Source organism: Streptomyces atratus, assembly GCF_040655115.1.
GTDB classification, from domain to species: domain Bacteria; phylum Actinomycetota; class Actinomycetes; order Streptomycetales; family Streptomycetaceae; genus Streptomyces; species Streptomyces atratus_D.
The window spans coordinates 1-26,527 of record NZ_JBFAJH010000061.1; the positions used below are offsets into that span (position 1 = coordinate 1).

Below are 26,527 nucleotides of genomic sequence, written 5' to 3' on the forward strand. Positions count from 1 at the left end.
TGCGTGCATCGCAAGGCGGAGGATTGAGCCATGGCGGAGCCCTGGTGATTGACGACAACGCCGCGAGGTGCGTGCCCCAGCCCCGTGACGCCGCCACCCAATTGCCGGCCGGTCTGAACCGCTCCGGGTGGTGTCAGTCTTCGCCGAGCCGGTCCGCCTGCTGGTTCGCGGCGGCGAGAACCGCGTCGAGCAGCCCAGGGAAGAGCGTGTCCAGATCGTCGCGGCGGAGCCCGTTCATCTTGGCGGTGCCCCGGTAGGTCTGACTGACGATGCCGCTCTCGCGCAGCACCCGGAAGTGATGCGTGGTCGTGGACTTGGACACCGGCAGTTCGATACGGGAGCAGGTGAGCTCGTCCTCGGCGGCGGCCAGCTCGCGGACCACCCGCAGCCGCATCGGGTCGGAGAGCGCGTGCAGCACCGCCTCGATGCGGATCTCCTCGCGTGCGGGGTGCGCGAGCACACGGGCACCGACGCCCGGGGCGGCGGTGACGCGAGCGGCGGCGCTGGTGGCGGTCACGGTAACTCCCCTTACGTTGTTTCGGGCCCTATGATACGAGACTCATCGTACTTTTCCGCACGGCTTTCGCATCGGGACAGTTCCTGTCCTGGAAGACGCCTCCATGGTCGCTGGGGGGCCGCACCCCACCCGCACCCACACCACCGGAGGCGTGATGAAGCCACCCTCGCTCCCGGCGGTGAGCCGTCCCCGCGACCGGTCGCCGTACCGGAGTCGGCATCGCACCCCGCACCGCCGGGGTCGGGTCGGCCACCGCTCCGGAAAAAAATGAGGCGCGGTGTCGTATCGGCTGTGACAGGGTCCGGACAGCAGACGACGAGCATCTGCCGACGAGGCCGACCGAGCCACTCCAGGAGCGTCCGATGGCGACACCCCCACGTCTGATCCCCCTGTTGCAGCAGTTCGACTTCGCGCGGGGTCGCCTCGCCGACCGTATGACGGGCCCCGTCATGGACAGCGGCAACGGCACGGACATCGAGGTCGCGTCGATGACCGACGAGGAGTACCTCTGGGAGCCGGTGCCGGGCTGCTGGTCGGTCCGGCGACGCTCGGCGGGTCCCGGGCCCGGAGCGACCGTGCTCGTCGGCGCAGGTGACTGGGGCCGCGACGCGACGCCTCCGCCGCACCCCACGCCGCCGCCGTTCACCACCCTGGCGTGGCGGCTGAGTCACCTCAGCGAGTTGCTGGCGCTGCGCGCCGACCACACGAACGGCAGCCATACCCTGACCCGGGACGACTATGTGGTCGCCGGGGACGTCGCCGGGGCGATCGAGGCCTTCGAATCCGGCGCCACCGCTTGGCGGGAGGCGCTGCTCAGCGCCGACGACGCGGCGCTCGACACCGTGGGACACAGCACATACCCGCATGGCAGCGACCCGGAGGATCCGTTCATCGAAACGGTCTGGTGGGTCAATCAGGAGCTGCTGCACCATGGGGCCGAGATCGCCATGATCCGCGACCTGTACCGCGCGCGCCGGGGATGACGCGGGGCCCTGCGCGGCACCCCGGCCGCAACGCAACGAGCCCCCGCCGGGTGTCCGGCGGGGGCTCGCCGTGTCAGACGGCGCTGAGGTACTGGGCGGGCTTGTGGATCTCGCCGATCAGTTCGCGCGCCGCGTGCTGCGCCCATGACGGGCTCCGCAGCAGCTCCCGCCCGAGGAGCACGGCGTCCGCCTGCCCGTCGGCCACGATCTTCTCCGCCTGCTGCGGCTCGGTGATCAGCCCCACGGCCGCGACGGGCAGCGAGGTCTCCTCGCGCACCCGGGCGGCGAAGGGGACCTGGTATCCGGGCCCCGTCGTGATGCGGGCATTCGGAGCGTTGCCGCCGCTGGAGACGTCCAGCAGGTCGACGCCGTGGGCCTGCAGCTCCTTGGCCAGCCGCACCGTCTCGTCGACGGTCCAGCCCTCACGATCGTCCTCGTCGTTCTCCGTGAGCCAGTCGGTCGCCGAGATCCGGAAGAAGACGGGCAGGTCCTCGGGCCATACGTCGCGGACGGCGTCGACGACCTGGAGAGCGAACCGGACGCGGTTCTCGAAGCTTCCGCCGTACTCGTCCGAGCGCCTGTTGCTGTGCGGGGACAGGAACTGTCCGATGAGATATCCGTGGGCTCCGTGCACCTCGGCGACGTCGAAGCCGGCCTCGCGGGCGCGGCGGGCGGCCTCGCGGAACTGCTCGACGACGCCGTGGATCTCGTCCACGGTCAGCTCGTGCGGTACGGGGTGGCCCTCGTCGAAGGGGAGCGGGCTGGGGGCGACGGGCTGCCAACCGTGCTCCTCGGGTCCGACGGGACCGCCGCCCAGCCAGAGCGCCGCCGTCGACGCCTTGCGGCCGGCGTGGGCGAGCTGAATGCCGGCGACGGAGCCCTGGCTCCTGATGAAGGCGGTGATCCGCCGGAAGGCTGCCACCTGGGTGTCGTTCCAGATCCCGAGGTCGGCGGGGCTGATCCGGCCTTCGGGGCTGACGGCCGTCGCCTCGGTGAGGATGAGACCGGTGCCGCCGATGGCGCGCGCCGCGAGGTGGGCGAAGTGCCAGTCGGTCGCGACGCCGGTCTCCGGCCCCACGGGTTCCGCGCTGTACTGACACATGGGCGCCATCCATACCCGGTTGGGTATGACAAGCGACCTCAGGGTGCAGGGCTCGAAAAGGACACTCACGGCAGACTCCGCTTTCGCCGGGGAAGACAGGATCGCTAGTACGATACATCTCGTTGTACGGCGTCCGTCAAATTACGAAGGTTCTCGTACAACAAGGCACCCGTGCATGAGGCCCCTCCCCGCTTCGCGAGGGGCCTCATGCACGCGTGGGTCGGCCCTTCAGAACTCAGGCGCGGCGTCGCAGCGTGATCTCCGTATCCGTGTCGTATCCCTGGGTCCAGCTGCGTCCGGCGTCCGACTTCCAGGTGATGTGGGCTGTGGCCCCGTCGACCCTGACCGCTTCCACGGTCATGGCCCGGTCGCCGTCCCGCACATCGCCGCGACGCAGCTCCCCCGCCGTGACAGTCACGGGCTCAGCCGACTGCGCGCTCTCCACCTCGTCCGCCGCACGGGCGAGAGCCGCAGCCAGCTCCCGGGCCCGGGCAGGGGAGCAGATCAGCGAGAGCTCCCCCGACGGAGCCGCTACCCTGACCTCGATCCCCGCCGCAACGGGGGTCACGCCCAGGATCGCACCACGCCCGTCGGTGTTCTCGATCTCGCTCTTCATCGCTCCGCTCTCCCCTGGCCCGTCCCACGGCTCACTTCAGCCGGAGGCTCTCCGGCGGGGCCAGGTTGCTGGGCTTGAGGCCGCCGGTGTCGACCACCGGGTTCTGCAGCACCACCGTCGGGTCGACCATCCAGAATTTCAGCACATGCACACCGGACCGGCCGATGCAGATCCTTGGCGGAATCGAAAGTTTCGGAATCCTCCCCGCAGTTGCAGCGGGGAGGCCGAGCTTCGGAACAGAGGGATTCTGGAGCGAGTACGACGTTCAGGAACAGGGAGGTCGGAAAAGAGGGGGCTCGGGAACACGCAGTACCGAGCCCCCTCCGCGGGAGGGTCAGGCCGGTTCGACCGACGTGTCGCAGACGAGCCGGATGTCCGCGACAGCGCTGGAGGTCGCCAGCCGCAGTTCGAGGTCACCGGGTTCGACGATCCGCCGGCCGGCGATACCGATGAAGGACACCAGATCGGCGTGGAAGCGGAACCGAACGCGTCGGGCCTCTCCGGCGGCGAGCGGCACCCGGGCGTATCCGATCAGCCGGCTGTCCGGGCGAGTGGTCTGGGCGACCGGGTCGTGCACGTACAGCTGCACCACTTCGGCACCGTCGCGGTCACCGGTGTTGCGGACGGTGAGTTCGATGTCGGTGGAGCCGTCGGTGGGCAGTTCGGCCGGCACGGGGGCGCCGGGATCCCAGGCGAAGGAGGTGTACGACAGGCCGTGTCCGAAGGGGTGGAGCGGTGTCGGGTCCAGATTGCTGACCCCGTTCGCGAGCCCCAGCGGCGGCTGCAGATACGTCCACGGCTGGCCGCCGGGGCCGTGCGGGACGCTCACCGGGAGCCGCCCGGAGACGGGTTGACCCGGCCGGAGAGCACACCGGCCAGAGCGGGACCGCCCTCCTCGCCGGGGAAGAACGCCTGCACGGTCGCGGCAGTCCGGTCCGCCCAGCGGCCGAGGGCGTACGGACGCCCGGTCAGCAGCACCAGGACCACCGGGGTTCCGGTGGCGAGCAGCGCGTCGAGAAGTTCGCCCTGGACGCCGGGCAGAGTGAGGTCCGCGGCGTCGCAGCCCTCACCGGTGGTGCCGCGCCCGAACAGCCCTGCCCGGTCGCCGAGCACGGCGACGCACACATCGGCGTGGCGGGCGAGCTCGGCGGCCGCCGGGATACCGGAGGTGTCCGTGCCGTCCACATCACAGCCGGCCGCGGAGCTGACATCGGCGCCGGGGAACTCCGCACGCAGCGATTCGAGAACGGTCGCGATGTCCACGCCCATGGGCACCTCGGGGTGCGAGACGCCGACATGGCTGGGGAAGGAGTAACAGCCGAGCATGGCCAGGGCGTCGTCGGCGCGCGGCCCGACGACCGCGATCCGGCCGGCGCCGCGCAACGGCAGCGCATCGCCGGGGTTGGCGAGCAGCACGATGGCCTGCTCGGCCAGTTGCCGGGCGAGCGCCCTGTTCTCCGGCGGGTCGAGGTCCACGGTCTCACACGCCTGCTCGGGGTCCGCCCCGGCCAGCACGGTCGGCAGCGGCGACCATTCCGGGGCGAGAAGTCCGAGTTCGCACTTCTGCAGCAGGACCCGGTTCAGCGCCCGGTCGACCAGTTCCTCGGCCACGATGCCGTCCTGTACGGCGGCGACGAGGGAATCGCCGTAACTGCGGACGGTGGGCAGTTCGACGTCGACCCCGGCGGTCAGTGCGAGGCGGGCGGCGTCGGCACGGTCCGCGGCGACCTTGTGCAGGGTTTCCAGGAAGCCGATGCCGAAGTGGTCGGCGACGACTGTGCCGTCGAACCCCCAGGTGTCCCTGAGCAGTTCGGTGAGCAGCACCGGGTCGGCCGCCGTGGGGACGCCGTCGATCTCGGTGTACGAGGACATCACCGAACGGGCGCCTCCCTCGCGCAGCGCCATCTCGAAGGGCGGGAGGGTGACGTCGGCCATCTCCCGCGTTCCGGCCCGGACCGGCGAAAGGTTGCGGGCGCCGGCCGACGCGGCGTATCCGGCGAAGTGCTTGAGCGTGGCGACGATGCCGGCGGACTCCAGGCCGCGGACGTACGCGGTGCCGATGGTGCCGACCAGGTACGGGTCCTCGCCGATGGTCTCCTCCACCCGGCCCCAGCGCAGGTCGCGCACCACGTCGAGGACAGGTGCGAGTCCCTGGTGGACACCCACCGACCGCATGTCGCGGCCGATGCGGTGGGCCATCTCGGTGATCAGATCCGGGTTCCAGGCGGCTCCCCAGGACAGCGGTACGGGGTAGGTGGTGGCCCCCCAGGCGGTGAAGCCTGCGAGGCACTCCTCGTGGGCGAGCGCCGGGATGCCGAACCGTCCGGCCTCAACGATCCGCTCCTGGGCACGGGCCAGGGAGACGGCGCCGACGCCCGGGTCCACGGGGGCGGTACCGAAGGGCCGGGTCAGCTGGCCGAGTCCGCGGGTGGTGAGATCGTCCCAGTCGACGGGGTCGACCATGTCGTTCTGGTGCGGTGCGACCCCGTCGCCTTCGGCGTCGGCGCCCACCCAGACTCCGTACAGCTGTGCGGACTTCTCCTCCAGGGTCATCCGGGCGACGAGGTCGGCCACCCGCTCCTCCGGAGTGAGGGAAGGGTCGCGCCATGGACCGTCGACGGCGGTGGCCGGACCGGCTCGCAGTGCGTGCGGAACAGGGTGGATTGCCATGGGGGCAGGGGTTCCTCTCATGAATAGTGGTACGGGGCGGCGTCGGTGTGCTACTTGCCGCCCACCCCCATCAGTCCGTTGATCAGCGCCTTACGTGCCACGAGGTACACGGCGAAGATCGGCACGACGGAGAGGACGATCGCGGCCAGCGTGGCCGGGATGTTGACTCCGAACTGGGTCTGGAAGTTGAAGAGACCGAGGGTCAGTACGCGGTTCTCCTCCGACTGCGTCAGGATCAGCGGGAACAGGAAGCCGTTCCACGCCTGGAGCGCCGTGTAGATCGCGACCGTGCTGATGCCGCCCTTGGACATGGAGACATCGCGCATGGTGCCGCTGAGAATCAGTACCGCCACCGGCATCGCGAAGGCTGCCGTCGGCAGGATGATCGCGGGCAGGCTGTCGTACAGCCCCATCTTGCCGATGAGCAGATACAGCGGCACGATCACCGCCTGCGCCGGGATCGCGACACCGAGCAGGAAGGTCCGGAAGGCGAGCGAGGAGAGCCGGCTGCGGGTGCGCACCGCCACATAGGCGACGGGCACCGCGAGCACCAGCACGATGGCCACGGTGGAGGCGGCGACGATCGCCGTGTTGCCGAGCAACGTCCAGAAGCCGCTGTCCAACACGGTCCTGTAGTTGTCGAGCATCGGGTCGGTCGGGAAGGCCAGCGGGTCGCCGTTGAGCGCCTCGTCCTGGTGCATCAACGACGAGGAGATCAGCGTGTAGAGCGGTACGACCACGAGGACGAGCCAGACCAGCGAGCCCAGACCGGCCAGTGGGTTGCCCCACCGCTTGTGGCGGCGGGCTGTGGCCAGGCGGGTTCGGAACGCGGGCGACACGGTCGGCGCCGTGTGGCGGGTTTCGACTGACATCTCGTCACATACCTTCCCGGGTGGACCGCATGTTCCCGAATCCGCTGAAGCGGACCAGGACCAGCGACAGGGCGGTGGCCACCACGACCAGGGCCGTGGCGATCGCCGCGGCGTAGCCGAGGTCGTAGGTCTGGAAGCCGGTCCGGTACATCAGATACGGCAGGACCGTGGTGTCCGTGCCGGGACCGCCCTTGGTCATGATCAGCACGGTGTCGAAGTACGTCAGCGCGCCGACGATCATCAGGACCGACGAGGTCGTGATGGTGTTGCGCAGCTGCGGCAGCGTGATGTGGAAGAACTGCCGGAACATGCCGGCGCCGTCCATTTCGGCCGCCTGGTACAGCACCTGGGGGATCTGCCGGGTACCGCCCTGATAGATCAGGGTGTGGAACGGCATGAACTGCCAGCCGCCGACGAACGCCACGGTGAGCAGGGCGCCGCTGGACGATCCCATGACGTTCGGGTCGATCCCGAACCAGGGCCCGATCTCCTTGATCACGCCGAAGTTGGGGTCCAACAGCGCGTGGAAGAGCATGGCGATCGCGGTGGTGGAGAGCAGCAGCGGGACGAAGAAGATCACGGAGAGCACGGCCCGGCCGCGCCGGCGACCTGCCGCCCAGACGCCGAGCAGCAGTGCCACGGGGGTCTGGAAGGCCCAGCTGACGGTGGTCAACAGGAGGCTCAACCAGGCGGCCTGCCGGAACTCCGGGTCCTTGAACAGCCGGGTCCAGTTGTCCAGGCCGGCCGAGGTCGGGGAGTTCAGCCCGTCCCACTTGCAGAAGGAGAGATAGACGGCGATCGCCAGCGGGACGATCGCGAAGACGGCGAAGAAGAGGACACCGGGCAGGGCCCAGCTGACGGGTGGACGGCCGACGTTGCCGACGGCCGCCTTCCTGCCTCCGCGCGTCTTGGAGGACGGACCCGGGTCGACCTCGCCACCAATCTGGTGGTGCGCAGCAGCACGGCGGAACCCGGCCGCTGACACCTGTCACGACCTGCGGCTGTCACCGGCGTGAATGGGTGAGGCCGAGGCACTGCCCGATCTTGATCTCGGTGCGGACGATCGGCTCCGCGACGTGGACATCACCGTGGGCCGGTCGCAGCCCACGGCTTCGTCGAGGGCGGTCCAGGTCCAGGCCTCCTGGGGCGGTCAGCCTCCTGTCACGTTCACACCCTGTCGCTGCCGCCGGGTCCCGATGTCGGGACCGGGGCTGGTGGATGGGAGTTCCGCCCTCGCTCAGGGGGCTACCACGGCGCGACGCCCTCGCCCCGCACGCCATCACCACCTGGCTGATCATCCACCGGCAAGACACGTTCGACATTTTGTATGGACATAGCGGGTAAAAAGGAGCTATGGGAGGCTTTGGCGGATATATTTCAAGGCTCCGACGGTCGAACCCCGGGCGCTCCCGCACCCTGCTCGGCGTGCGCACCGTGGCCGGGGAAGTATTGCTGCTGGAGCTGGCGCTCGTGGTGCTGCTCGTCGCCGCGGCGGCGGTCTCGCTCGTGGTGCAGGGCAGGCGCGCAGCCATTCAGGAAGCCGGAAGAGGTTCGTACGCCGTCGCCGTGGCGTTCGCTCACTCCCCGGGCATCGTGGCAGCACTCGACAGCCCGCATCCCACCGCCGTGCTGCAGCCGCTCGCGGAAGAGATCCGGAAAACCACCCACGTCGACGACGTCGTCGTGTCCAACACACACGGTGTCCGCTACACCCACCCCGATCCCGCGCTGATCGGCAAGCACCTCGTCGGCCCGTACAAGGAGGCTCTTCTCGGGCACGGCTTCACCCGCACCTTCACGGGGAGCCGGGGGCCGTCCGTGATCTCGGTGGTGCCCGTACCGAGGACAGACGGGTCGATCGCCGGCCTGGTGTCCGTGGGCATCACGGTCAACAACGTGAACAAAGTGGCCGACCGCAACGTGCCGACGCTCGTCGGCGCGGCAGTGGCCACACTTGCCCTCACCTCCGGCGGAGCGGCACTGATCAGTCGACGTCTGCGGCGGCAGACACATGGCCTCGGCCCCGCCGAGATGACGCGGCTGTACGAGCATCACGACGCAGTGCTGCACTCCGTACGCGAAGGTGTGCTCATCATCGACGGCAACGGGCTGCTGCTGCTGGCCAACGACGAGGCCCGGAGGCTGCTGCGCCTGCCGGCGAACCCCGAGGGGCTTGCGGTGACAGACGTCGGCCTGCCTCCTCAGCTCGCCGAACTGCTCGCCTCCGGCCGCGTCGTCTCCGACGAGGTACGCATGGCCGGCGACCGGCTGCTGGCCGTCAATCTGCGGCCCACCGACGAACACGGCGGACCTGCCGGAACGGTCGCGACCCTGCGCGACACGACGGAACTGGCCGCACTGGCCGGCCGGGCCGCAGAGGTACGGGAGCGGCTGCTTCTGCTGCACACAGCCGCTGCGCGCATCGGTACGACCCTGGATGTGACCCGGACCGCGGAGGAGTTGGCGGAAGTGGTGGTCCCCCGTTTCGCCGACTTCGCCTCGGTCGACCTCGCCGAGCCCGTGCTGCGCGGCGAGGAACCGTCGGTGCCGCTCGGCACCGTGCTGGACATGCGGCGTACAGCCGCCGCAGGCGTGCGCGCCGATCACCCCTTCTACCCGATCGGACGGGTCGTGGGGTTCGTTCCCACCAGCCCGGCGGCTCTGGGACTGATCCGTGGGCACACCATGCTGGTGCCGGACGTGTCCGCCGAATCGCGCTGGCGGGGGCCCGACCCCGAACGGTCGGCAAGAATCGTCGCGTACGGCGTCCACTCCTTGCTCTCCATGCCGCTGCACGCACGCGGTGCGGTCCTGGGCATGGTGAATTTCTGGCGCTCGGAGAATCCGGACCCCTTCGACGAGGACGATCTGACGTTCGCCGAGGAACTGGTCGCCCGGGCAGCCGTCTGTGTCGACAACGCCCGCCGCTACACCCGCGAGCACAAGATGGCGGTGACGCTGCAGCGCAGCCTGCTGCCCCGCGACCTGCCCGGACAAGACGCTCTGGATGTCGCTTACCGCTATCTGCCGGCTCAGGCGGGGGTGGGCGGCGACTGGTTCGACGTCATTCCGCTGCCCGGTGCCCGCGTCGCGCTGGTCGTCGGTGACGTCGTCGGGCACGGTCTGCACGCCGCCGCGACGATGGGCCGCCTGCGCACCGCGGTCCACAACTTTTCCGCGCTGGACCTGCCGGCCGACGAACTGCTCGCGCACGTCGACGAACTGGTCACGCGCATCGACCAGACGGAGAACGCCGACGACGAGCGCGCGAAGATCACGGGGGCCACCTGCCTGTACGCCGTCTACGACCCGGTGGCCGGCACCTGCTCCGCCGCCGTGGCCGGCCATCCCGGTCCCGTCCTGGTGCTGCCCGACGGTACGGTGCGGGTCCCCGAGGTCCCCTCAGGCCTGCCCCTGGGCATCGGCGGACTGCCCTTCGAAGCGGTGGAGTTGCCACTGCCGGAGGGGAGCCGTCTGGTGCTCTACACCGACGGTCTCGTCCAGTCGCGCGAGCGAAACTTCGACGCCGGACTCGACACGATGCGCGAAACGCTGGCCGGACGGCACCGGACTCCGGAGGAGACCTGCAACGACCTGATCACAGCACTCCTGCCCGACCCTCCGGGTGACGACGCCGCCCTCCTGGTAGCCGCTACACACGTCCTTGCCCCCTCCCATGTCGGCGAATGGGACGTCGAGCCCGACCCGTCGGCCGTCGCCGGGGTCCGCAAGGAAGTGTCCCAGTGGCTCGCCGACCGGGGGCTGGAGGATGAGACCTTCGCCACTGAGCTGATCCTCAGCGAGCTGGTCACCAACGCCATACGCTACGGCGACCCTCCCATCAGGGTCCGGATGCTGCACAGCCGCAGCCTGATCTGCGAGGTGTCCGACTCCAGCAGCACCTCACCGCATCTGCGCTATGCGTCGACGACGGACGAGGGTGGCCGCGGCCTGTATCTCGTCGCCCAGTTCGCCGATCGCTGGGGCACCCGCTACACGGCCGACGGCAAGGTGATCTGGTCCGAACAGACACCGGGCGCGGCTGAGGCGCCGGCGTTCGAGTGGAACGACGAGACCCTGGGTCTCTGAGCGCACCGCCATGAGCGCCGTCGCCGGATGAACCGGCACCTCGCGGTGCGGGAGTCGCAGCACAAGCCCGCCCAGGACATGTGCCTCGGCAGGCTTCCGGCCGTCCCCCCTCGAGCACAACAACCTCGGCGTCCGGGCACTGCAGGCCTTATTCCGTTGCAGGTCGGACGGGGTGTGCGTACGGTCGACCGGCATGATGCCCCTCACCCTGCACACCGCACGGCTGCGCCTGGAACCGTACACACCTGCCGACGAGGACGATTTCGTGGCGCTCTTCCAGGACACCCGGGTATCCCGGTGGATGGGGGACGGCCCCGCGGCGGAGGCCGAGGACCGTGCCCTGTTCGGGCGGATCTTCAGCAAGGTGTACGCGCAGGATCTGTTCGACGTCTGGGCGGTGCGGCAGGACAGCCGGTTCGTCGGCCATGCGGAGATCAAGCCGTCGTCGGACGTGGACGGCCACGAGATCGTCTACGCGCTGGCTCAGGGCTCCTGGGGGCAGGGGCTCGGGACCGAGATCGCGCAGGCACTCACCGCGTACGGGTTCGCCACCCTGAAGCTGACCGAGGTGCACGCGACGGTCGCCGCGGAGAACGCCGCATCGCTCGCGCTGCTGGGCCGGATCGGCTTCCGGCACGTGCGGGACAGGACGGAGGACGACGGGAGCATCACCCGGGTCCTTACCGCGACCGCGGCCACGGACACTCAGCCGCTGTAGACGTCGAGACGGCCGCACATCCCGAACTTTCCGTAGGCCGAAGGCTGTTGGGCGTGCACACAGGCAGCGGCGAGATGACCGCCGTCCCCGAGCGCCAGGGCGTCGAGCTGTTCACCGGTTGCCCGGGATGCGGCGGCGGCGCCCTGTTCCCAGCGCCCCCGCCAGTCGTCCGTCCGATGCTTCACGAGCGCGGCGGCCGCCCGGTGGAAGGCGGCGAGCGGCTCGGTGTCGCCCGCCTCCGCGGCCCGGCGCAGCGCGAGAAAGCCCTCGACGGCGAGGTCGCGGCGGGCGCGCGCGGCGCCTTCTTGTTCCGGCTCGGAGCCGTCGACGGGTAGCGCGACGGCCGCGCGATAGGTGCCGGGGTCCGTCAGGAAGCGGGGCGGAAGGGTGAGCACGGCGTCGCCCGCCTCGGGCAGTCCGCTGTTCTGCATGAGAACGACGATGCGCAGGTCCGCCTCGTTGACGAGCCGGTGGATCGTGCCAGGGGTGAACCACACCAGCGAACCGGCGGCCAGGGGCGTCTGCCGGAAGCCGGACACGGTGAGGGTCTGCACCGAGCCTGTGCCGCCGACCACCACATACCCCTCGGAACAGGTGAGATGGAGGTGGGGCGTGCCGCCACGCAGTCCGTCCTCGGTTGGCCAGTCGTAGACCCTGAGGTGGGAGACTGCTACGGCGCCGGGCAGTCCTTCGAAGGTCGGCACGGGCGCTCCTCGGTCCGGTTCGTCGGCTGTTGTCGGGAACCCATTCGGGGGCCCGCCAGCGGGGCAAGCGCTTTCTACGAGGGAAGTTACGGCCCACCGGGGACGCCGGTCAAGGGGGCCCGGACCGCGTCGGCCGCGACGCGGGCGGCGGACCGTCGCCCGCCCTCGCACTCGCCGTCCGACCTGCTCAAACGCCTCGTCTGCGCGCCACTGTCAGTGGCCGGGTGCAGACTGGCCCGTATCCGTCACAAAAGCGTTTCGGGAGGTGTCGGCGATGTCCGACGTGCTGCTCACTGTGGGAACCCGCAAAGGACTCTTCATCGGCCGCAGACGCGGTGGCGCATGGGAGTTCGGCGGCCCGCATTTCAATGCGCAGGCGATCTACTCGATCGCCATCGACACCCGTGGGCAGGTCCCCCGGCTACTGGTCGGCGGGGACAGCGCGCACTGGGGACCGTCGGTGTTCCACTCCGACGACCTGGGCGCGACCTGGATCGAGCCGAAGCAACCGGCGGTGAAATTCCCCCAGTTCACCGGCGTCTCGCTGGAGCGGGTCTGGCAGCTGCACCCGGCCGGAGCAGAGGCGCCGGATGTCGTGTACGCGGGGACGGAGCCGGCCGCGCTGTTCCGCTCCGATGACCGCGGGGAGTCGTTCGAGCTGGTCCGCCCGCTGTGGGAGCATCCGACGCGCTCGAAGTGGGTACCGGGCGGGGGCGGCGAGGGGCTGCACACGATCCTGACCGATCCGAGGGACGCGCAGGCCGTGACCGTCGCGGTCTCCACTGCCGGGGTGTTCCGTACCAGGGACGGCGGGGCGAACTGGGCCCCGTCGAACAAGGGGGTGTCGGCGGTCTTCCTGCCGGATCCGAACCCGGAGTTCGGCCAGTGCGTCCACAAGGTCGCCCGGGATGCGGTCGATCCGGACCGGCTCTATCTGCAGAACCACTGGGGCGTGTTCCGCAGTGACGACTCCGGGGACAACTGGACGGACATCGGCGGGGGGCTGCCCTCCGACTTCGGCTTCGCCGCGGCCGCGCATCCGCACCGGGCGGAGACGGCGTACATCTTCCCGATCAACGCGGATGCCGACCGCGTCCCGGCCGAGCACCGCTGCCGGGTGTTCCGTACGACCGACGCGGGCAACAGCTGGGAGCCGCTGTCCGCCGGACTGCCCGAGGAGACGCATTACGGCACGGTGCTGCGCGACGCCCTCTGCACGGACGACGCCGATCCGGCGGGGGTCTATTTCGGCAATCGCAACGGCGAGGTGTACGCGAGCAGGGACGACGGGGACAGCTGGGAGCAGCTCGCCTCGCATCTGCCGGACGTCCTCTGTGTACGGGCGGCGGTCGTCGGCAGTTGATCGCACCGGTCGTATGAGCAGTAGAGTGCGGCCCGTGGCAGCACGACCGTTGAAAGAAATCATCGAGCCGGGATGGGCGCAGGCCCTGGAACCCGTGGCCGAACGCATCGCCGCGATGGGCGACTTCCTCCGCGCGGAGATCGCCGCGGGGCGCACCTATCTGCCTGCTGGGCAGAATGTGCTCCGGGCGTTCCAGCAGCCGTTCGACGAGGTGCGGGTCCTGATCGTCGGTCAGGACCCGTATCCCACACCGGGGCACGCGGTGGGACTGAGTTTCGCAGTCGCGCCCGAGGTCCGTCCGCTGCCGGGCAGCCTGGAGAACATCTACCGGGAGCTTCACGCGGACCTGGGGCTGCCGCGGCCGTCCAACGGCGATCTGACGCCCTGGACCCGCCAGGGGGTGCTGCTGCTCAACAGGGCGCTGACCACGGCGCCCCGGCGGCCGGCGGCGCATCGCGGCAAGGGCTGGGAAGAAGTGACCGAGCAGGCGATCCGGGCGCTGGTGGCGCGCGGCACACCGCTGGTGTCCGTCCTGTGGGGGCGCGACGCCCGCAATCTGCGGCCGCTGCTGGGCGAGCTCCCGGCGATCGAGTCCTCGCACCCCTCCCCCATGTCCGCGGACCGCGGGTTCTTCGGCTCGCGGCCGTTCAGCCGGGCCAATGAACTGCTGGAGCGCCAGGGCGCCCGGCCGGTCGACTGGCAGCTTCCGTGACCGCCACCGCGGGGTCGTACGTCCTCGGAGTGGACTCGGGCGGTTCCGGGCTCCGGGTGGTGCTCGGCACGATCGGGGCCGAGAAGCCGGTGGCGACGGCGGTCTGCGCCGAGCCGGTGCGGACCGGCCCGGCCGGGATCGATGCCGAACACCTGCTGGAGCAGCTGCTTCCCGCAGTCGACGAGCTGCGGGCTCAGGCCGGGGAGTGGACGAAGACGGCCGCCGACTCGTCCGTCGTCGCCGTGGCGATCGGCGCCGCCGGCATGGCGACGCTCGGGGACCAGCTGCGGGCGGAGCTGCCCGCGGCGCTGGAACGGGCGCTCGGGGTGCAGCTGCTGGCACTGGCCGCCGACGCGGTGACGGCGTACGCGGGAGCGGTTGGGCAGCGGCCGGGAGCCGTCGTCGCGGGCGGCACCGGCATGATCGCGCTGGGGACGGACCTGACGGACTGGCACCGGGCCGACGGCTGGGGTCACCTCCTCGGCGACAGCGGTGGCGGTGCCTGGATCGGGCGGGCCGGGCTCGATGCGGCGATGCGCGCCCATGACGGGCGGCGCGGCGGTTCGCTCGCGCTGCTGGCCCGGCTTGAGGCGGTGTTCGGTCCGGCGCCGGAGCTGCCCGGTCTGCTCTATCCGCGTACCGACCGTCCGGCGCTGCTGGCCTCGTTCGCCCCCGAGGTCGCCGCGTGCGCCGGGGACGATCCGGTGGCCGCGGGCATTCTGCGGGACGCCGCCGCTCATATCGCGGAGGCGGCCGCCGCGGTGTGCCCGGAGCGCGGGCCGACCGACGAGCCGTGCGAAGTGGCCCTGACGGGTGGCTTGTTCCGGATGGGCGATCCGCTCCTCGTACCCCTGCGTGAAGAGCTCGCCCGGCAACTGCCGCAGGCGCGGACGGTCCCCGGTTCGGGTGATCCGCTGGCCGGTTCGCTGCGCATCGCCGAGGCGCTGGCCACCGGTGATCTGCGGTTGCCGCTCCACCCGACGCTGCTGTGCGTACCCGCGTACGGGCCCGGGCGGGGGCGGTCGTAAGGGGCGACAGAGCAGGGCAGTCGACTGGTAAGCCATTGATCGGATAAAAGCGGACAGATAACGCCCGACTGGGCCCTCCCCGAACAGTGGGGCACCCAAAACCAGTAGCATGCGGCGCCATGAGCACCCCCACTGGGCCCGCTTCCGGCCTGCCTGTACGAATGCCGCGACCTCGCCAGTCCGGACGGCACCGCCGCCCGGAGCCCGTGGTCGCACCCGAGGGCGCTGCCGCGCTCGTTCTCGCCGTTCCCGGTACCCCCTCCTCGGCCACGCGCAGTCTGGCCGAAGAGGTGATCAGCATTGCCCGTTCCGAGCTGCCCGGTCTCCATGCCCGGATCGCTTACCTCGACGGCGACGATGCCGAGTACCCCACGCTCGTCTCCGTACTCGCGGACTCCGCCGCCGAGCGCATCGCACGCTTCGAGCAGGCGAAGGCCGCGGGCAGGGAGGTCGCCGAGCCCGAGGGCCCGGCCGCCGTCGTGGTGCCGCTGCTCGCGGGACCGGACAACGCCCTGCTCCGGCGGATACGCCAAGCCGTCATGGACAGCCGTGCACCGGTCGAGCTGACCGATGTGCTCGGCCCGCACCCGCTGCTCGCCGAGGCGCTGCACGTACGCCTCTCCGAGGCCGGTCTGGCCCGTGCCGACCGCGCCAGGCTGTTCACCGTGGCCACGGCCGCCGACGGAATCGTGCTGGCCACCGTGGGTGGCGAGGAGGCCGTGCAGGCCGCCGGGATCACCGGCATGCTGCTCGCCGCCCGTCTCGCGGTGCCGGTGATGGCCGCTGCTCTCGATGTCGAGGGTTCGGTCGCGTCCATCGCCGACCAGCTGAAGGCCTCCGGTTCGGTACAGCTGGCCGTGGCGCCTTACCTGGTGGGTCCCGAGGTGACCGAGGGGCTGCTGGACGCCGCCGTGAAGGAGGCGGGCTGCGCGACGGCCGAGCCGCTCGGCGCGTACCCGGCGATCGGCAAGCTCGTCCTGTCGATGTACACGACGGCGCTCGGCATCGCCCCGGTGACACCGCAGGGGGCCCAGGCCCACTGATCTGATCAGCACGGAGCGGGGCCCGTACCGGACGTCCGACCGGTACGGGCCCGGCTGTGTCTCCTGTGCCCGCTGCACCCGGAGTGGGGCGATGGAGGTGGGTCAGTCGAAGATCACGCAGGAGGCGGCAGGAGCCGTCAGGGAGCCCGCGTGGCGCGGGATGCCGGTGCTCGGGTCGACGGCGAACCAGCTGACGTTCCCGGACCGCTCGTTGGCCGCGTACAGCCACTGCCCGGTGGGGTCGAGGGCGAGGTCGCGCGGCCAGTGGCCACCGCAGCTCACGGTCGTGACCAGGGACGCCTTCTCGCCCGTCTCGTCGAGGGTGAGGACGGCGATGCTGTCGTGCCCCCGATTGGCAGCCCAGAGGAACCGTCCGTCGTGCGAGACGACGACCTCGGACGGGTGGACGGCCACGTCCACGTCGGCGGCCACGTCCTCGGGCACCACGGCCCATTCGCCCACCGGTGCGAGGGCTCCGGTGGCCGCGTCCCACCGGCACACGGTGACGGTCGGTTCGAGTTCGTTCAGGACATAGGCGTGGGTGCCTGCGGGGTGGAAGGCCAGGTGGCGCGGTCCGGTGCCCGGTCGCAGCGCCGTCTCGTCGTGCAGCCGCAGCGTGCCGGTGCTCGTGTCGAGGGCGCAGATCCGCACGGAGTCGGTTCCGAGGTCCACGCTCAGCACCCAGTTCCCCGAGGGGTCGGGGAGCACCTGGTGGGCGTGCGGGGCCTGCTGGCGGGCCGGGTGCGGCCCGCTTCCCTCGTGCCGGAGCACGGAGGTGGCAACGTCCAGCGATCCGTCGGCCCGGAGGGGGAGGGCGGTGACGCTGCCTGAGCCGTAGTTGGCGGTGATCAGGTGTCCGCCGGCCAGTGCGAGGTGGGTGGGTCCGCTGCCGTCCACCGGCCGGATCCCGCCGAGCAGCCACGGTTCGTCGCCGGTGATGTCGAGGGCGGCGGCCGCGCCGGACTCGGTCTCACTGACCGTGTAGAGGGTGGTGGAGCCGGGGCCCAGGGCGAGATACGAGGGATCGGGAACGGTGTCCGTGGCGCCGAGGGCGGTCAGCGCCCCGGTCTCCCGGTCCACGGCGGCGACGGTCACACCCAGCCCGCCCGCCGACGTGAACGACCCGATGAATGCCCGTCCGCCACCGTTGCCGCTCACCGCTTCTACCCCTCTCCGCCGACTGATCACGACAGTTCGGGCCGTCGTGATCTTCCGGGGCGACGGTAGCAGCGCACCCTGCGCGGTCTGGGAGGTGTGGGGAGATCAGGCGCGACTCCGGCCGTGATCCGCCGGACACCCCCAGATCAGGCCGGTGTCGTCGTCGCCGGCGGGCCGCAGGTCAGGCCGGGACGAGCGGGGCGCGGGGCGAGGTGCGCAGGGGTGCGGCGAGTTCCGCGAGGGCCCGCTCCAGGGCGTGCAGATGCGCGAGTGCGGCCTCGGCCCCGGGGTGGTGGTGCGGCGTGTGCGCGGGCGCGGCGTGCAGTTCCGCACGGGCAGGTCCCGGCTGCGCCAAGGCGAGCACCGCGGCCTCGACACGGCGGCAGGCAGCTCCGAGCCGGGCGTCGTGCGAGGCGTCGGGGGCGGCCGCGACAGCGGCGAGACCGCGCACCTCGCGGGCGCACAGGTCGAGCAGAGCGAGGATCTTACGGGCGCGCGCCTTACGGGCTCGCAACGGGTTGAGCGGATGCACCAGGGGGGCGAGCGAGAGCCGGACCCGGCCGAGCAGCGCCTCCAGTTCGGCCACCTGCGGACCGGGGTCGGCGGTCGGGGAACCGGCCAGGCGGGCGGCAGCCCCGGCGGTGCAGGCGTGCACGCAGCGCAGGGCGCGCTGGATCCAGGCGTCGGTGGTCGCGTGGAGGGTGACGGGCAGGACGAGAAGGACGGCGAGCGCCGAGCCGAGGGCTCCGGCCCCGGTCTCCGTGAGGCGCAGCACGAGCAGCCCCGGATTCAGGACGCCGAGCAACCCGTACAGCAGTCCTGCCATCACGGTCACGAAGAAGACCATCCAGCTGTACGAGACGGCCGCGGTGTAGAAGATGCCGAAGACGCAGACGGCGACGAGGGCCGTGGTGGGGACCGTCGCGCCGTGCAGCGGCACGGCGACCAGCAGCCCGACGGCGATCCCGGCCACCGTGCCGAGGACGCGGCGGAAGCTGCGGACCAGCGTCTCGCCGCGCGAGGCGGTGTTCACGAAGACCCACCAGACCGTGCCGACGGCCCAGTACCAGCGGTCGACGGACAGCAGCTGCCCGATGCCGAGCGCGAAGGCACTGGCGGCGGTCGCCTGGATCGCCTGACGCGTGGTCGCCCGTGCCAGCCCGCGACTGCCCTGGAGTGCGGGTACGACGGGCGCGGGCAGCCGTCGTTCGTAGCACCAGGCGCCGAAGCGGACTGCCGAGGCGGTGATCAGCGAGAGCGCGACGGCGGCGCAGAGCTCGGGCAGCTGGCCCGGTACGGCGTGCAGGAACTGCGCCATGAAGAACGCCATGAACGCGAAGACCCCCAGAGCGTGGCCGCGGGGACCCCAGCGGCGCGCGTACACGCCCGCGCAGACGACGGCGAGGAACGCGGAGTCGCGCGCCACGGGGTAGTCGTGCAGTGCCGTCGCGAGTGCCAGGACCGGGAATCCGACGACGGGCAGCAGCGAGGTGGTGAGCGCCTGGTCGCGGACCTGGGCGTCAGTGACCGTGAAGAGTGCGAGGAGTGCGGCGAGGCCGCCGGCGACGGCCGCGGGAAGCGAGTGACTGGCCAGGCCCGAAAGCGTCACGGCCGGGCCGATGCCGAGAACGGCCCGGGCCGAGCTGCGCAGCCGCAGCCGCCCCGGGTCCTGAGCCACCAACATCCGCTTCAGCACCGATTACCACTCCCTGCTCTGTCCGGGCATGAAAAAGGCGCCGCGGGATCCGCAGCGCCATCGACCGGGTTCATCAGAGCATCTCGCCGCCACCTGGCTCAAGTCGGACCGATCCTGCTGCACCATTGGCACAGTCGGATGCGCTTTCGATGGGCCAGATGCGCGCCAATGGACCACGCTCCACTGAACCGTCGGGCCGGAGGGAGACCGTCCGGGCGGTTCACACGCCGGCCTCGGCGCGGGCGCGCTTCCAGGCACCGTCGCGCAGCAGGCGCAGACCGTTGAGGCCGACGATCACGGTGGAGCCCTCATGGCCGAGGACGCCGAGCGGAAGCGGCAGGGTGCCGACCAGGTCCCACACGACCAGCGCGGTGATGAACACCGCGGCGATGACCAGGTTCTGTACGACGAGAGCGCGGGCACGGCGGGAGAGGGCGACGACGGCGGGGACGGTGGCGAGCTCGTCGCGGACGATCACCGCGTCCGCGGTCTCCAGCGCGAGGTCGGAGCCGGCCCGGCCCATCGCGATGCCGGTGTGGGCGGCGGCGAGCGCCGGGGCGTCGTTGACGCCGTCGCCGATCACCAGGAGCCTGCGGCCCGCCCGCTCCCGCTCCCGGACCGTCTCGACCTTGTCCTGGGGCAGCAGGCCGGCACGTACGTCGGTGATGCCGACTTCGGCGGCCAGCCGGGAGGCGGCGCGCGGGTTGTCCCCGGTGACCAGCATCGGCGCAGTACCGGTGAGGGCCCCGAGGGACAGCACCGTGACAGCTGCGTCCGGACGCAGCCGGTCGGCGATGCCCAGAACCCCGACCGGTCTGCCGTCCGTCGTGACGACAGCCGCGGTGCGGCCGCCGTCCTGCAACTGCTCGGCGAGCGCGGCGGCACGGACGGAGGACGGCTCCGCCGCCCCGTTCAGCAGGCGCGCCGGAGCACCCACCGCGATCGCGTGCCCGTCGACGGTGGCGGTCACCCCGATACCGGGTGCGGAGCCGAAGTCCGCCGCTGCGGGCAGCGCGAGGCCGCGTTCGCGTGCGGCGTCCACGACGGCGCGCGCAAGGGGGTGCTCGCTGGGGTGCTCGGCCGCCGCCGCCAGCGTGAGGAGGGCGTTCTCGTCGAGGCCGCATCCGGCCAGGGGCCGGATGTCGGTGACGCGCGGGGTGCCCTCGGTGAGTGTGCCCGTCTTGTCCAGGGCGACCGCATCGACCTGGCCGAGGCGCTCCATGACGACGGCGGATTTGACCAGCACTCCGTGCCGCCCGGCGTTGGCGATGGCGGACAGCAACGGCGGCATGGTCGCGAGGACGACGGCGCAGGGCGAGGCCACGATCATGAAGGTCATCGCGCGGAGCAGAGCCCCGGTCAGGTCCGCGCCGAAGGCGAGCGGTACGAGGAACACGGCGAGGGTGGCGGCGACCATACCGAGCGAGTACCGCTGTTCGACCTTCTCGATGAACAACTGGGTGGGCGCCTTGGTCCGGGAGGCTTCCTCGACCATCGTCACGATGCGTGCGATGACCGAGTCGGAGGCGTCGCGCTCGACCCGGACGCGGAGGGCCCCGGTGCCGTTGAGCGTCCCGGCGAACACCTCGTCGCCCGCCTCCTTGGCCACCGGGAGGGGTTCGCCGGTGATGGTGGCCTGGTCGACGTCGCTCGCCCCGGTCAGGACGCGGCCGTCGGCCCCGATGCGCTCGCCGGGGCGTACGTGGACGACGTCGCCGACAGCGAGCTGGGCGGTGGCCACCGTCTCCTCGCCGCCGTGGACGTCCAGACGGGTGGCGGTCGCGGGGGCGAGGTCGAGCAGACCGCGTACGGAGTCGGCGGTGCGGGTGGTCGCGACGGCTTCCAGGGCGCCGGAGGTGGCGAAGATGACGATCAGCAGGGCACCGTCCGGCACCTGCCCGATGGCGGCCGCGCCGAGGGCGGCGACGACCATCAGCAGATCGACGTCCAGGGTCTTGTCCTTGAGCGCCTTCAGCCCCTCCCATCCCGGCGCCCACCCGCCGGTGAGGTACGTGAGGACGTACAGCGGTCCCCAGCTCCAGGCCGGGGCGCCGGTCAGGTGCAGCGGCAGCGCGATCAGGAACAGCACCAGGGCGACGGCCGCCCAGCGGGCCTCGGGGAGGGCGAGGATCCGGGTGCGGCGCCCGGGGACGGCCGCGTCACGGGCGGCACCGGCGGGCGGGGCCGGCCTGGTCAGGGTGGAAGTCATGGGAACAAGGTCCTTCACTCACGGGGGGCAGAGCGGGTCCGGCTCCACCACCATACAGGAATCCATGAACATACATTCATGAGTCCATCTCCGTAGGATGAGGCCCATGGGCCACGGATCCGACAACACGACAGCCGCCACGTCGCGCGAACGCCTCGAGACAGTGGGGGTCGCCGATGTCGCCGCCACCCTCCAGGCGCTGGCCACTCCGTCCCGGCTGCGGATCCTCGCCCGCCTCCAGGAGGGCCCCTGCGCCGCGACGGAACTCGCCGATGCGGTCGGCATGGAACAGTCCGCCTGTTCCCACCAGCTCCGGCTGCTGCGCAATCTCGGCCTGGTCACCGGTGAACGCCGGGGCCGCTCGGTGATCTACGCGCTCTACGACAACCACGTGGCCGAACTCCTGGAACAGGCCCTCTTCCACGTCGAGCACCTGCGCCTCGGGCTGCGCGACACCCCCCGGGTGACCGCGGCGCGCTGAACCGCCGGGAAGGTCAGCCGCGCGGCGGGGGTGTGCGGCGAGCGGCCAGGACGAGCGGCAGGACGGCGGTCGCCGCGGCGAGTACCGCGAAGCCCCAGGCCAAGGTGGCGGCGCCGGCGACGGCGGCGACCAGCAACGGGCCTCCGGCGTCGCCGAGTTCACGTCCGAGTTCGGCCGTTCCCATGGTCTGGCCGAGCCGTTCGTGCGGGGTGGTACCCGCGAGGGCGGCGAAGCCGAGCGGAGTGATCAGCCCATTTCCGGCCCCGATCAGCACGGCGGCCGACAGGACGCCGGGCAGGCCGGGCAGCGTGGCGGCGGCCAGTCCGCACGCGGTGACCAGGAGTCCGGCCACCAAACCGCCTCCGGCGCCTAGGCGTCCGTCGTCCAGGGCCCGCCCGGCCCACGGCTGCACGAGCGCGGCGCACAGCGCGAGGACGGAGACGGCCGCGCCGGTGACCACCGGCGACAGACCGGCAGCCACCCCGGACACCGGCAGGAACCCGACCCCGACGGAGAGTGCGGCGGTGGCGGCGGCCAGGGCCGCCACCGGCCGGACAAAGGTACCGTCGGCCAGTCGCCGGACGAGTCCCACGACGGTCTGACGCGCCTTGGGCAGAGGCGGGACGGCAGGTACAGCGAACGCGGCCCACAGGGCGACCGCGGCCGCCAGGGCTGCCAGCACCGCGAACAGGAGCATCAGGCCGTCGGCCCAGACCAGCACGCCGCCGAGCAGGGGGCCCGCGGTGTAGCCGATGCTCTTGAAGAATCCGTACGAGCCGAATGCGCGGCCGTGCCGGGCCTGCGGGTTGAGGCGGGCCACCAGCGCGGAGGCGGCGGGTGAGAACGCGGAGGCGGCCGCGCCCTGTCCCAGTCGGGCGGCCCACAGCCAGCCGGGGTCGCGGACCACCACGAAGACCGCGGAGACGGCGGCGAACGCGATGAGCCCGCCGAGCAGCACCGGCCGGGCGCCGATCCGGTCGGCGAGCGTCCCGAACACCGGCTTGAGCACCACCTCGGCCCCGTCGTACAGCGCGAGCAACAGCCCGAGGTACAGCACCGAACGCGTCAGAGCGGCGTCGCCCTGGCCGAGGTTGGCCGCGATGCCGTGTGCGCCGAAGGCGGTGGTGAACCCGGCCGCGTACAGCGGCCGCATCCGCCGCCCCGACGCCGCGGGCAGAGGCCTCGATTCCTGGGCAGGCCCGGGGGTCATGGCTGCGCGCCTCCACCATCCGCACCGAAGGCGTGCAGGTGGGCGAAGACCCTCTCGCTGTAGTCCTCGAACCGCCGCGCACACTCGGCCAGTTGCCGGTCGCCCGCGTCGGATCCCGGCGCCCCGAAAACGTCCCGGTCCTTCAGATCACGGTGCCGGCGGCGCAGCCGCTCCAGGCTCTGCTCCTCCTCTTCGAGCTCGGCCGGAGTGGCATGACGGAACTCCTTGTCCAGCTCCGTCTCGTACGTCCCGCAGTCGGCCAGGAACTCAGCCCAGTCCTCCTCACGCGCCGCGGTGAACATGGCCTGGAACCCGACGGCGTCGGCCGGCTCACGCCCGGCGCCGCGCAGCACCACGGCATCGCCGCGGGCGCGTTCGGTCAGCCGCACGGCCCGCTGAACGCCGTCGGCGAAGACCGGCACCTCCGGTACCGCCCACACGCCCTGCCCGAGAGACGGCACGCCGACCTTGCGCAACTCCCTCCATACCGCCACCCGGTGCCGGGACGGCTGCGTCGGCAGCCGCACGATCAGCACCATCCATTGCAGCGGAGACGTCGATGATCCTCACCCACCGAAGAAAAGTAACACCGGTTACCTACCATGCGGAGCGGGCGTCACGTGGGTCCGCCCTCAACCGGACGCGACCTGGGCCGCGACCGGGCGACCACGGTGGGCCGGGCCCTCCACGACGATCGATGCGACGAGCAGCGCGGCCAGCGACGCGAGGGCGACGGCGACCGGGAGGTGCCCGGTGAGCGGAAGCAGGAGGAGGGACGCCGCGGCGGTGAGGAGGCGGATGACGACAACGGCGTCCCGCGCACCGAGGAAGGCGGCGCGCCTTCGTCATTCGGCATGACCCCGGAGACCAGCGCCCTCGCCGGAACCCTGGCGGCGATTTCCTGGACACCGCCCAGCGCGGCAGTCGACCCCGGCCGGGGTCCCCCGCATCCCCCCAGGCAAAAATCCGTACAACGTGACCGGTTACACGCTGCGCATACCGTTGCGGTCCGAGGGCGATTCACCGTACCCGAACCCTTCACCACCGACTCACACATCAAAGGTTTCAGCGAATGCAAGCCTGAGTTTCGAAGGTCATCAAGGCGATGGGGAAGCCGAACCACCAAGTTGTCAATAAGAGGCCGACTCCCATCCAATCTACGAATACCGCGAGTCGTTCGCCCATCGGCAACGAATTCCGTAGGTAACAGGTGGTTGACGTGACGGATCCCACAGGTTTCCATAACGCGCCGGGAGCAGACGAAACCAACAGCGCAGCAAGCCATGGAGGCGATAGCGCTCCCGCCATCACCCGTCACACCCAGTCGATCGGAACCGCTCCATGACCGACATGCTCAGCCAGCCCGTCACCTCCGGCACCACACCGGCGGAGACCGATCCCCACGGCCAGGACGGCCCGCGCACTCTCAAGCGTTCCATCGGCGTCGTCGGAGGAACCCTGCTGACCCTCTCCTGCGTGACGCCCGCTTCCACGCTCTTCGTGGTCGTGCCCGACCTGTTCGGCGACCTCGGCTCCGCCACCGCCCTCACCATCGCGATCGGATCGCTGCTCTGTATCGCCGTGGCGTTCTGCTACTCGGAGCTGGGCACCATGATCCCCAGCGCGGGCGGCGAGTACGCCATGGTCACCACCCTGACCGGCCGGCTGGCCGGCTGGCTGGTGTTCGTCCTGTCTCTGCTGGTCGTGATGATCGTCCCGCCCGTGATCGCCATGGGCACGGCGGACTACCTCGCTCCGCTGGTCCACATCCCGGCCGAGGCCGCCGGGGCCGGGGTCATGCTGCTCGCCACCCTGGCCGGTCTGCTGGACCTGCGTGCCAACGCCTGGATCACCGGCGTCTTCCTGGTCCTCGAAGTCATCGCGGCGGCCGTCGTCGCCGTGCTCGGCTTCGCCCACACCGAGCGCGGCGCGGGCAGCCTGATCCACGGGGTGGTCGCGAGCGACAGCGGGGCGTCCCGCCCGGTCACCGCGATGCTGGTCGTCTCGGGTCTGGCCATCGCACTCTTCATCACCCAGGGCTTCTCCACCGCCGTCTACCTCTCCGAGGAGATGGAGCACCCGCGGCGCAACGTCGCCCGCACGGTCCTCGCCACCCTCGCCATCTCGACGGCCGTCATCCTCGTCCCGGTGGTCGCGATCACCATGGGCGCACCCGACCTCGCGGCGCTCACCTCCGGTGACATCAGCGGCATGGTCACCGCCTGGAGCAACTCCGCCGTCGGTACGTTCGTGAGCCTCTGCGTCGCACTCGCGATCATCAACGCGGGCATCGTCATGGTCATCCAGAACTCCCGGGTGCTGTTCGCCTCCGCCCGGGACAAGGCATGGCCCGAGCCTGTCAACAACGCCCTCGCCCGCCTCGGCCGCTTCGGTTCGCCGTGGGTCGCCACCCTGGTGGTCGGCGTCCCCGGCGCGGCACTGTGCTTCGTCAACCTCGACACCCTGTACGGCGTGACCGGCGTCTCGGTCACCGGCATGTACCTGCTGGTCGCGGTCGCCGCGCTCGCCGCCCGCCGCACCGTCCACAAGGACCTGCCCGCCTGGCGGATGCCGCTCTGGCCGGCGATGCCGGTGGCACTGATCGTCGTACTCGTCTACATCCTCAGCCAGCAGGAGGCCACGTACCTGCTGTGGACCGGCGGCATCATGGCGGCGGCCACCCTCTACTGGGCCCTCTACCTCCACCCCCGCCGCGACACCCGCTGGCTGGTCACCCTCCCCGAGGATGCCCGTCCCTGACCACGTCGACGGGCCCACGCCCGCCCACTGGGCCATTGGTACAGTCGGAGCCCGTATCAGCAGAGCAGGAAGAGGCCGACGGACCATGGCGGTGGACGCGCTCGACACCCGCATCCTGCGGCTGCTCATCGAGCAGCCCCGGACCAGCGTGCGGGAGTACGCGCGGATCCTCTCCATCGCCCGAGGCACCGTACAGGCCCGTATCGACCGGCTGGAGCGGAACGGTGTGATCACCGGTACGGGCCCGGTCCTCTCCCCCGCCGCGCTCGGACACCCGGTGCTCGCCTTCGTCCATCTGGAGGTCACCCAGGGGCATCTGGACGAGGTGGGCGAGGCGCTCGCCGCCGTGCCGGAGATCGTCGAGGCGTTCTCGACCACCGGCGGCGGGGATCTGCTGACGCGGGTCGTGGCCCGCGACAACGGGCACCTGGAGGATGTGATCCAGCAGCTGATCCAGCTGCCCGGCGTGGTGCGGACCCGCACCGAAGTGGCCCTGCGCGAGCGCGTCCCGCACCGGCTGCTGCCGTTGGTCGAATCCGTCGGCCTGGCCGCGGCCGGACCGTCGAACTGATCACCGCCTTGGCATGCTGGGTGCC

General features: G+C 71.2%; 21 protein-coding genes and 2 pseudogenes. 10 read left to right on the plus strand and 13 right to left on the minus strand.

The genetic code is table 11. The features are described from left to right. Nucleotides 1-133: 133 nt before the first annotated feature. Nucleotides 134-517 (minus strand): ArsR/SmtB family transcription factor, encoded by a 384-nt coding sequence (locus AB0I23_RS36030; RefSeq protein ID WP_359116202.1) that lies wholly within the window; start codon nt 515-517, stop codon nt 134-136. A 362-nt stretch (nt 518-879) separates the two neighbouring features. Here AB0I23_RS36030 and AB0I23_RS36035 point away from each other — a divergent pair, with 362 nt between their 5' ends. After that, on the plus strand, nt 880-1,500 hold the full coding sequence (locus AB0I23_RS36035; protein ID WP_359116205.1) for a DinB family protein: 621 nt from the start codon (nt 880-882) through the stop codon (nt 1,498-1,500). Between the two features lie 73 nt (nt 1,501-1,573). Here AB0I23_RS36035 and AB0I23_RS36040 read toward each other — a convergent pair whose 3' ends face one another. The 6 genes and pseudogenes from AB0I23_RS36040 to AB0I23_RS36065 all read right to left on the minus strand — a co-directional run bounded on the left by AB0I23_RS36040 (nt 1,574) and on the right by AB0I23_RS36065 (nt 7,703). Further along, nucleotides 1,574-2,671: an NADH:flavin oxidoreductase/NADH oxidase gene (locus AB0I23_RS36040; protein ID WP_359116208.1), complete on the minus strand. Its 1,098-nt coding sequence runs from the start codon at nt 2,669-2,671 to the stop codon at nt 1,574-1,576. Between the two features lie 166 nt (nt 2,672-2,837). Beyond that, nucleotides 2,838-3,218, minus strand: a complete 381-nt coding sequence (locus AB0I23_RS36045) for a hypothetical protein (protein WP_359116210.1) — start codon at nt 3,216-3,218, stop codon at nt 2,838-2,840. Nucleotides 3,219-3,249: 31 nt separating this feature from the next. Next, nucleotides 3,250-3,384, minus strand: a pseudogene (locus AB0I23_RS36050) (hypothetical protein); the annotation flags it as partial. A gap of 168 nt (nt 3,385-3,552) precedes the next feature. Beyond that, nucleotides 3,553-5,888, minus strand: a pseudogene (locus tag AB0I23_RS36055) (glycoside hydrolase family 3 N-terminal domain-containing protein). 50 nt (nt 5,889-5,938) lie between these two features. Beyond that, a complete protein-coding gene (locus AB0I23_RS36060) occupies nt 5,939-6,760 on the minus strand; it encodes a carbohydrate ABC transporter permease (protein ID WP_359116214.1) in 822 nt (273 codons plus the stop codon). Nucleotides 6,761-6,764: 4 nt separating this feature from the next. Beyond that, on the minus strand, nt 6,765-7,703 hold the full coding sequence (locus AB0I23_RS36065; RefSeq protein WP_359116278.1) for a carbohydrate ABC transporter permease: 939 nt from the start codon (nt 7,701-7,703) through the stop codon (nt 6,765-6,767). A 410-nt stretch (nt 7,704-8,113) separates the two neighbouring features. Between AB0I23_RS36065 and AB0I23_RS36070 the strand changes: the two genes are divergently transcribed. Together AB0I23_RS36070 and AB0I23_RS36075 are read left to right on the plus strand one after the other, a co-directional pair. Further along, a complete protein-coding gene (locus AB0I23_RS36070; RefSeq protein WP_359116217.1) occupies nt 8,114-10,849 on the plus strand; it encodes a SpoIIE family protein phosphatase in 2,736 nt (911 codons plus the stop codon). Between the two features lie 196 nt (nt 10,850-11,045). After that, nucleotides 11,046-11,567 (plus strand): GNAT family N-acetyltransferase, encoded by a 522-nt coding sequence (locus AB0I23_RS36075; RefSeq protein WP_359116281.1) that lies wholly within the window; start codon nt 11,046-11,048, stop codon nt 11,565-11,567. On the opposite strand, the gene AB0I23_RS36080 is transcribed toward AB0I23_RS36075, so the two are convergent. Continuing rightward, entirely contained in the window at nt 11,555-12,271 is a 717-nt protein-coding gene (locus tag AB0I23_RS36080; protein WP_359116220.1) for a cupin domain-containing protein, read from the minus strand. The genes AB0I23_RS36075 and AB0I23_RS36080 overlap by 13 nt on opposite strands. Before the next feature lie 274 nt (nt 12,272-12,545). On the opposite strand from AB0I23_RS36080, the gene AB0I23_RS36085 reads away from it, so the two are divergent. The 4 genes from AB0I23_RS36085 (at nt 12,546) to AB0I23_RS36100 (ending at nt 16,417) form a co-directional block, all read left to right on the plus strand. Continuing rightward, entirely contained in the window at nt 12,546-13,634 is a 1,089-nt protein-coding gene (locus AB0I23_RS36085; RefSeq protein ID WP_359116221.1) for a WD40/YVTN/BNR-like repeat-containing protein, read from the plus strand. A gap of 34 nt (nt 13,635-13,668) precedes the next feature. After that, on the plus strand, nt 13,669-14,346 hold the full coding sequence (locus tag AB0I23_RS36090; protein WP_359116224.1) for a uracil-DNA glycosylase: 678 nt from the start codon (nt 13,669-13,671) through the stop codon (nt 14,344-14,346). Beyond that, a complete protein-coding gene (locus AB0I23_RS36095) occupies nt 14,343-15,374 on the plus strand; it encodes an N-acetylglucosamine kinase (RefSeq protein ID WP_359116227.1) in 1,032 nt (343 codons plus the stop codon). The genes AB0I23_RS36090 and AB0I23_RS36095 overlap by 4 nt, the downstream gene beginning before the upstream one ends. 119 nt (nt 15,375-15,493) lie before the next feature. Continuing rightward, entirely contained in the window at nt 15,494-16,417 is a 924-nt protein-coding gene (locus tag AB0I23_RS36100; RefSeq protein ID WP_359116230.1) for a sirohydrochlorin chelatase, read from the plus strand. A 102-nt stretch (nt 16,418-16,519) separates the two neighbouring features. Here the strand turns inward: AB0I23_RS36100 and AB0I23_RS36105 are convergent, their stop codons facing one another. The 3 genes from AB0I23_RS36105 to AB0I23_RS36115 form a co-directional block, all read right to left on the minus strand. Continuing rightward, nucleotides 16,520-17,575 carry a lactonase family protein gene (locus AB0I23_RS36105; RefSeq protein WP_359116231.1) on the minus strand — a complete coding sequence of 352 codons (1,056 nt, stop codon included), beginning with the start codon at nt 17,573-17,575 and terminating at the stop codon, nt 16,520-16,522. 181 nt (nt 17,576-17,756) lie between these two features. Beyond that, complete coding sequence (locus AB0I23_RS36110; RefSeq protein ID WP_359116234.1) at nt 17,757-19,271, minus strand: FUSC family protein; 1,515 nt, start codon at nt 19,269-19,271, stop codon at nt 17,757-17,759. Between the two features lie 220 nt (nt 19,272-19,491). Further along, a complete protein-coding gene (locus tag AB0I23_RS36115) occupies nt 19,492-21,480 on the minus strand; it encodes a heavy metal translocating P-type ATPase (protein ID WP_359116236.1) in 1,989 nt (662 codons plus the stop codon). Between the two features lie 106 nt (nt 21,481-21,586). Here AB0I23_RS36115 and AB0I23_RS36120 point away from each other — a divergent pair, with 106 nt between their 5' ends. Then, nucleotides 21,587-21,961 (plus strand): ArsR/SmtB family transcription factor, encoded by a 375-nt coding sequence (locus tag AB0I23_RS36120; RefSeq protein ID WP_359116239.1) that lies wholly within the window; start codon nt 21,587-21,589, stop codon nt 21,959-21,961. A gap of 13 nt (nt 21,962-21,974) precedes the next feature. Here the strand turns inward: AB0I23_RS36120 and AB0I23_RS36125 are convergent, their stop codons facing one another. Together AB0I23_RS36125 and AB0I23_RS36130 are read right to left on the minus strand one after the other, a co-directional pair. Continuing rightward, nucleotides 21,975-23,114: an MFS transporter gene (locus tag AB0I23_RS36125; RefSeq protein ID WP_359116284.1), complete on the minus strand. Its 1,140-nt coding sequence runs from the start codon at nt 23,112-23,114 to the stop codon at nt 21,975-21,977. 53 nt (nt 23,115-23,167) lie between these two features. Continuing rightward, a complete protein-coding gene (locus AB0I23_RS36130; protein WP_359116241.1) occupies nt 23,168-23,710 on the minus strand; it encodes a Chromate resistance protein ChrB in 543 nt (180 codons plus the stop codon). 802 nt (nt 23,711-24,512) lie between these two features. On the opposite strand from AB0I23_RS36130, the gene AB0I23_RS36135 reads away from it, so the two are divergent. Together AB0I23_RS36135 and AB0I23_RS36140 are read left to right on the plus strand one after the other, a co-directional pair. After that, nucleotides 24,513-25,931, plus strand: coding sequence for an APC family permease (locus tag AB0I23_RS36135; RefSeq protein WP_359116243.1), 1,419 nt, complete (start codon nt 24,513-24,515; stop codon nt 25,929-25,931). A gap of 85 nt (nt 25,932-26,016) precedes the next feature. Further along, nucleotides 26,017-26,502, plus strand: a complete 486-nt coding sequence (locus tag AB0I23_RS36140) for an Lrp/AsnC family transcriptional regulator (RefSeq protein WP_359116245.1) — start codon at nt 26,017-26,019, stop codon at nt 26,500-26,502. The last annotated feature ends 25 nt before the right edge of the window (nt 26,503-26,527 follow it).

Excerpts from the sequence above, each read along its gene's own strand:
- AB0I23_RS36045 (WP_359116210.1), bottom strand. The coding sequence starts at position 3,218 with ATGAAGAGCGAGATCGAGAACACCGACGGGCGTGGTGCGATCCTGGGC.
- AB0I23_RS36125 (WP_359116284.1), bottom strand. The coding sequence starts at position 23,114 with ATGCGGCCGCTGTACGCGGCCGGGTTCACCACCGCCTTCGGCGCACAC.
- AB0I23_RS36060 (WP_359116214.1), bottom strand. The coding sequence starts at position 6,760 with ATGTCAGTCGAAACCCGCCACACGGCGCCGACCGTGTCGCCCGCGTTC.
- AB0I23_RS36120 (WP_359116239.1), top strand. The coding sequence starts at position 21,587 with ATGGGCCACGGATCCGACAACACGACAGCCGCCACGTCGCGCGAACGC.
- AB0I23_RS36130 (WP_359116241.1), bottom strand. The coding sequence starts at position 23,710 with ATGGTGCTGATCGTGCGGCTGCCGACGCAGCCGTCCCGGCACCGGGTG.
- AB0I23_RS36075 (WP_359116281.1), top strand. The coding sequence starts at position 11,046 with ATGCCCCTCACCCTGCACACCGCACGGCTGCGCCTGGAACCGTACACA.
- AB0I23_RS36085 (WP_359116221.1), top strand. The coding sequence starts at position 12,546 with ATGTCCGACGTGCTGCTCACTGTGGGAACCCGCAAAGGACTCTTCATC.
- AB0I23_RS36115 (WP_359116236.1), bottom strand. The coding sequence starts at position 21,480 with ATGACTTCCACCCTGACCAGGCCGGCCCCGCCCGCCGGTGCCGCCCGT.
- AB0I23_RS36070 (WP_359116217.1), top strand. The coding sequence starts at position 8,114 with ATGGGAGGCTTTGGCGGATATATTTCAAGGCTCCGACGGTCGAACCCC.
- AB0I23_RS36035 (WP_359116205.1), top strand. The coding sequence starts at position 880 with ATGGCGACACCCCCACGTCTGATCCCCCTGTTGCAGCAGTTCGACTTC.
- AB0I23_RS36140 (WP_359116245.1), top strand. The coding sequence starts at position 26,017 with ATGGCGGTGGACGCGCTCGACACCCGCATCCTGCGGCTGCTCATCGAG.
- AB0I23_RS36135 (WP_359116243.1), top strand. The coding sequence starts at position 24,513 with ATGACCGACATGCTCAGCCAGCCCGTCACCTCCGGCACCACACCGGCG.
- AB0I23_RS36100 (WP_359116230.1), top strand. The coding sequence starts at position 15,494 with ATGAGCACCCCCACTGGGCCCGCTTCCGGCCTGCCTGTACGAATGCCG.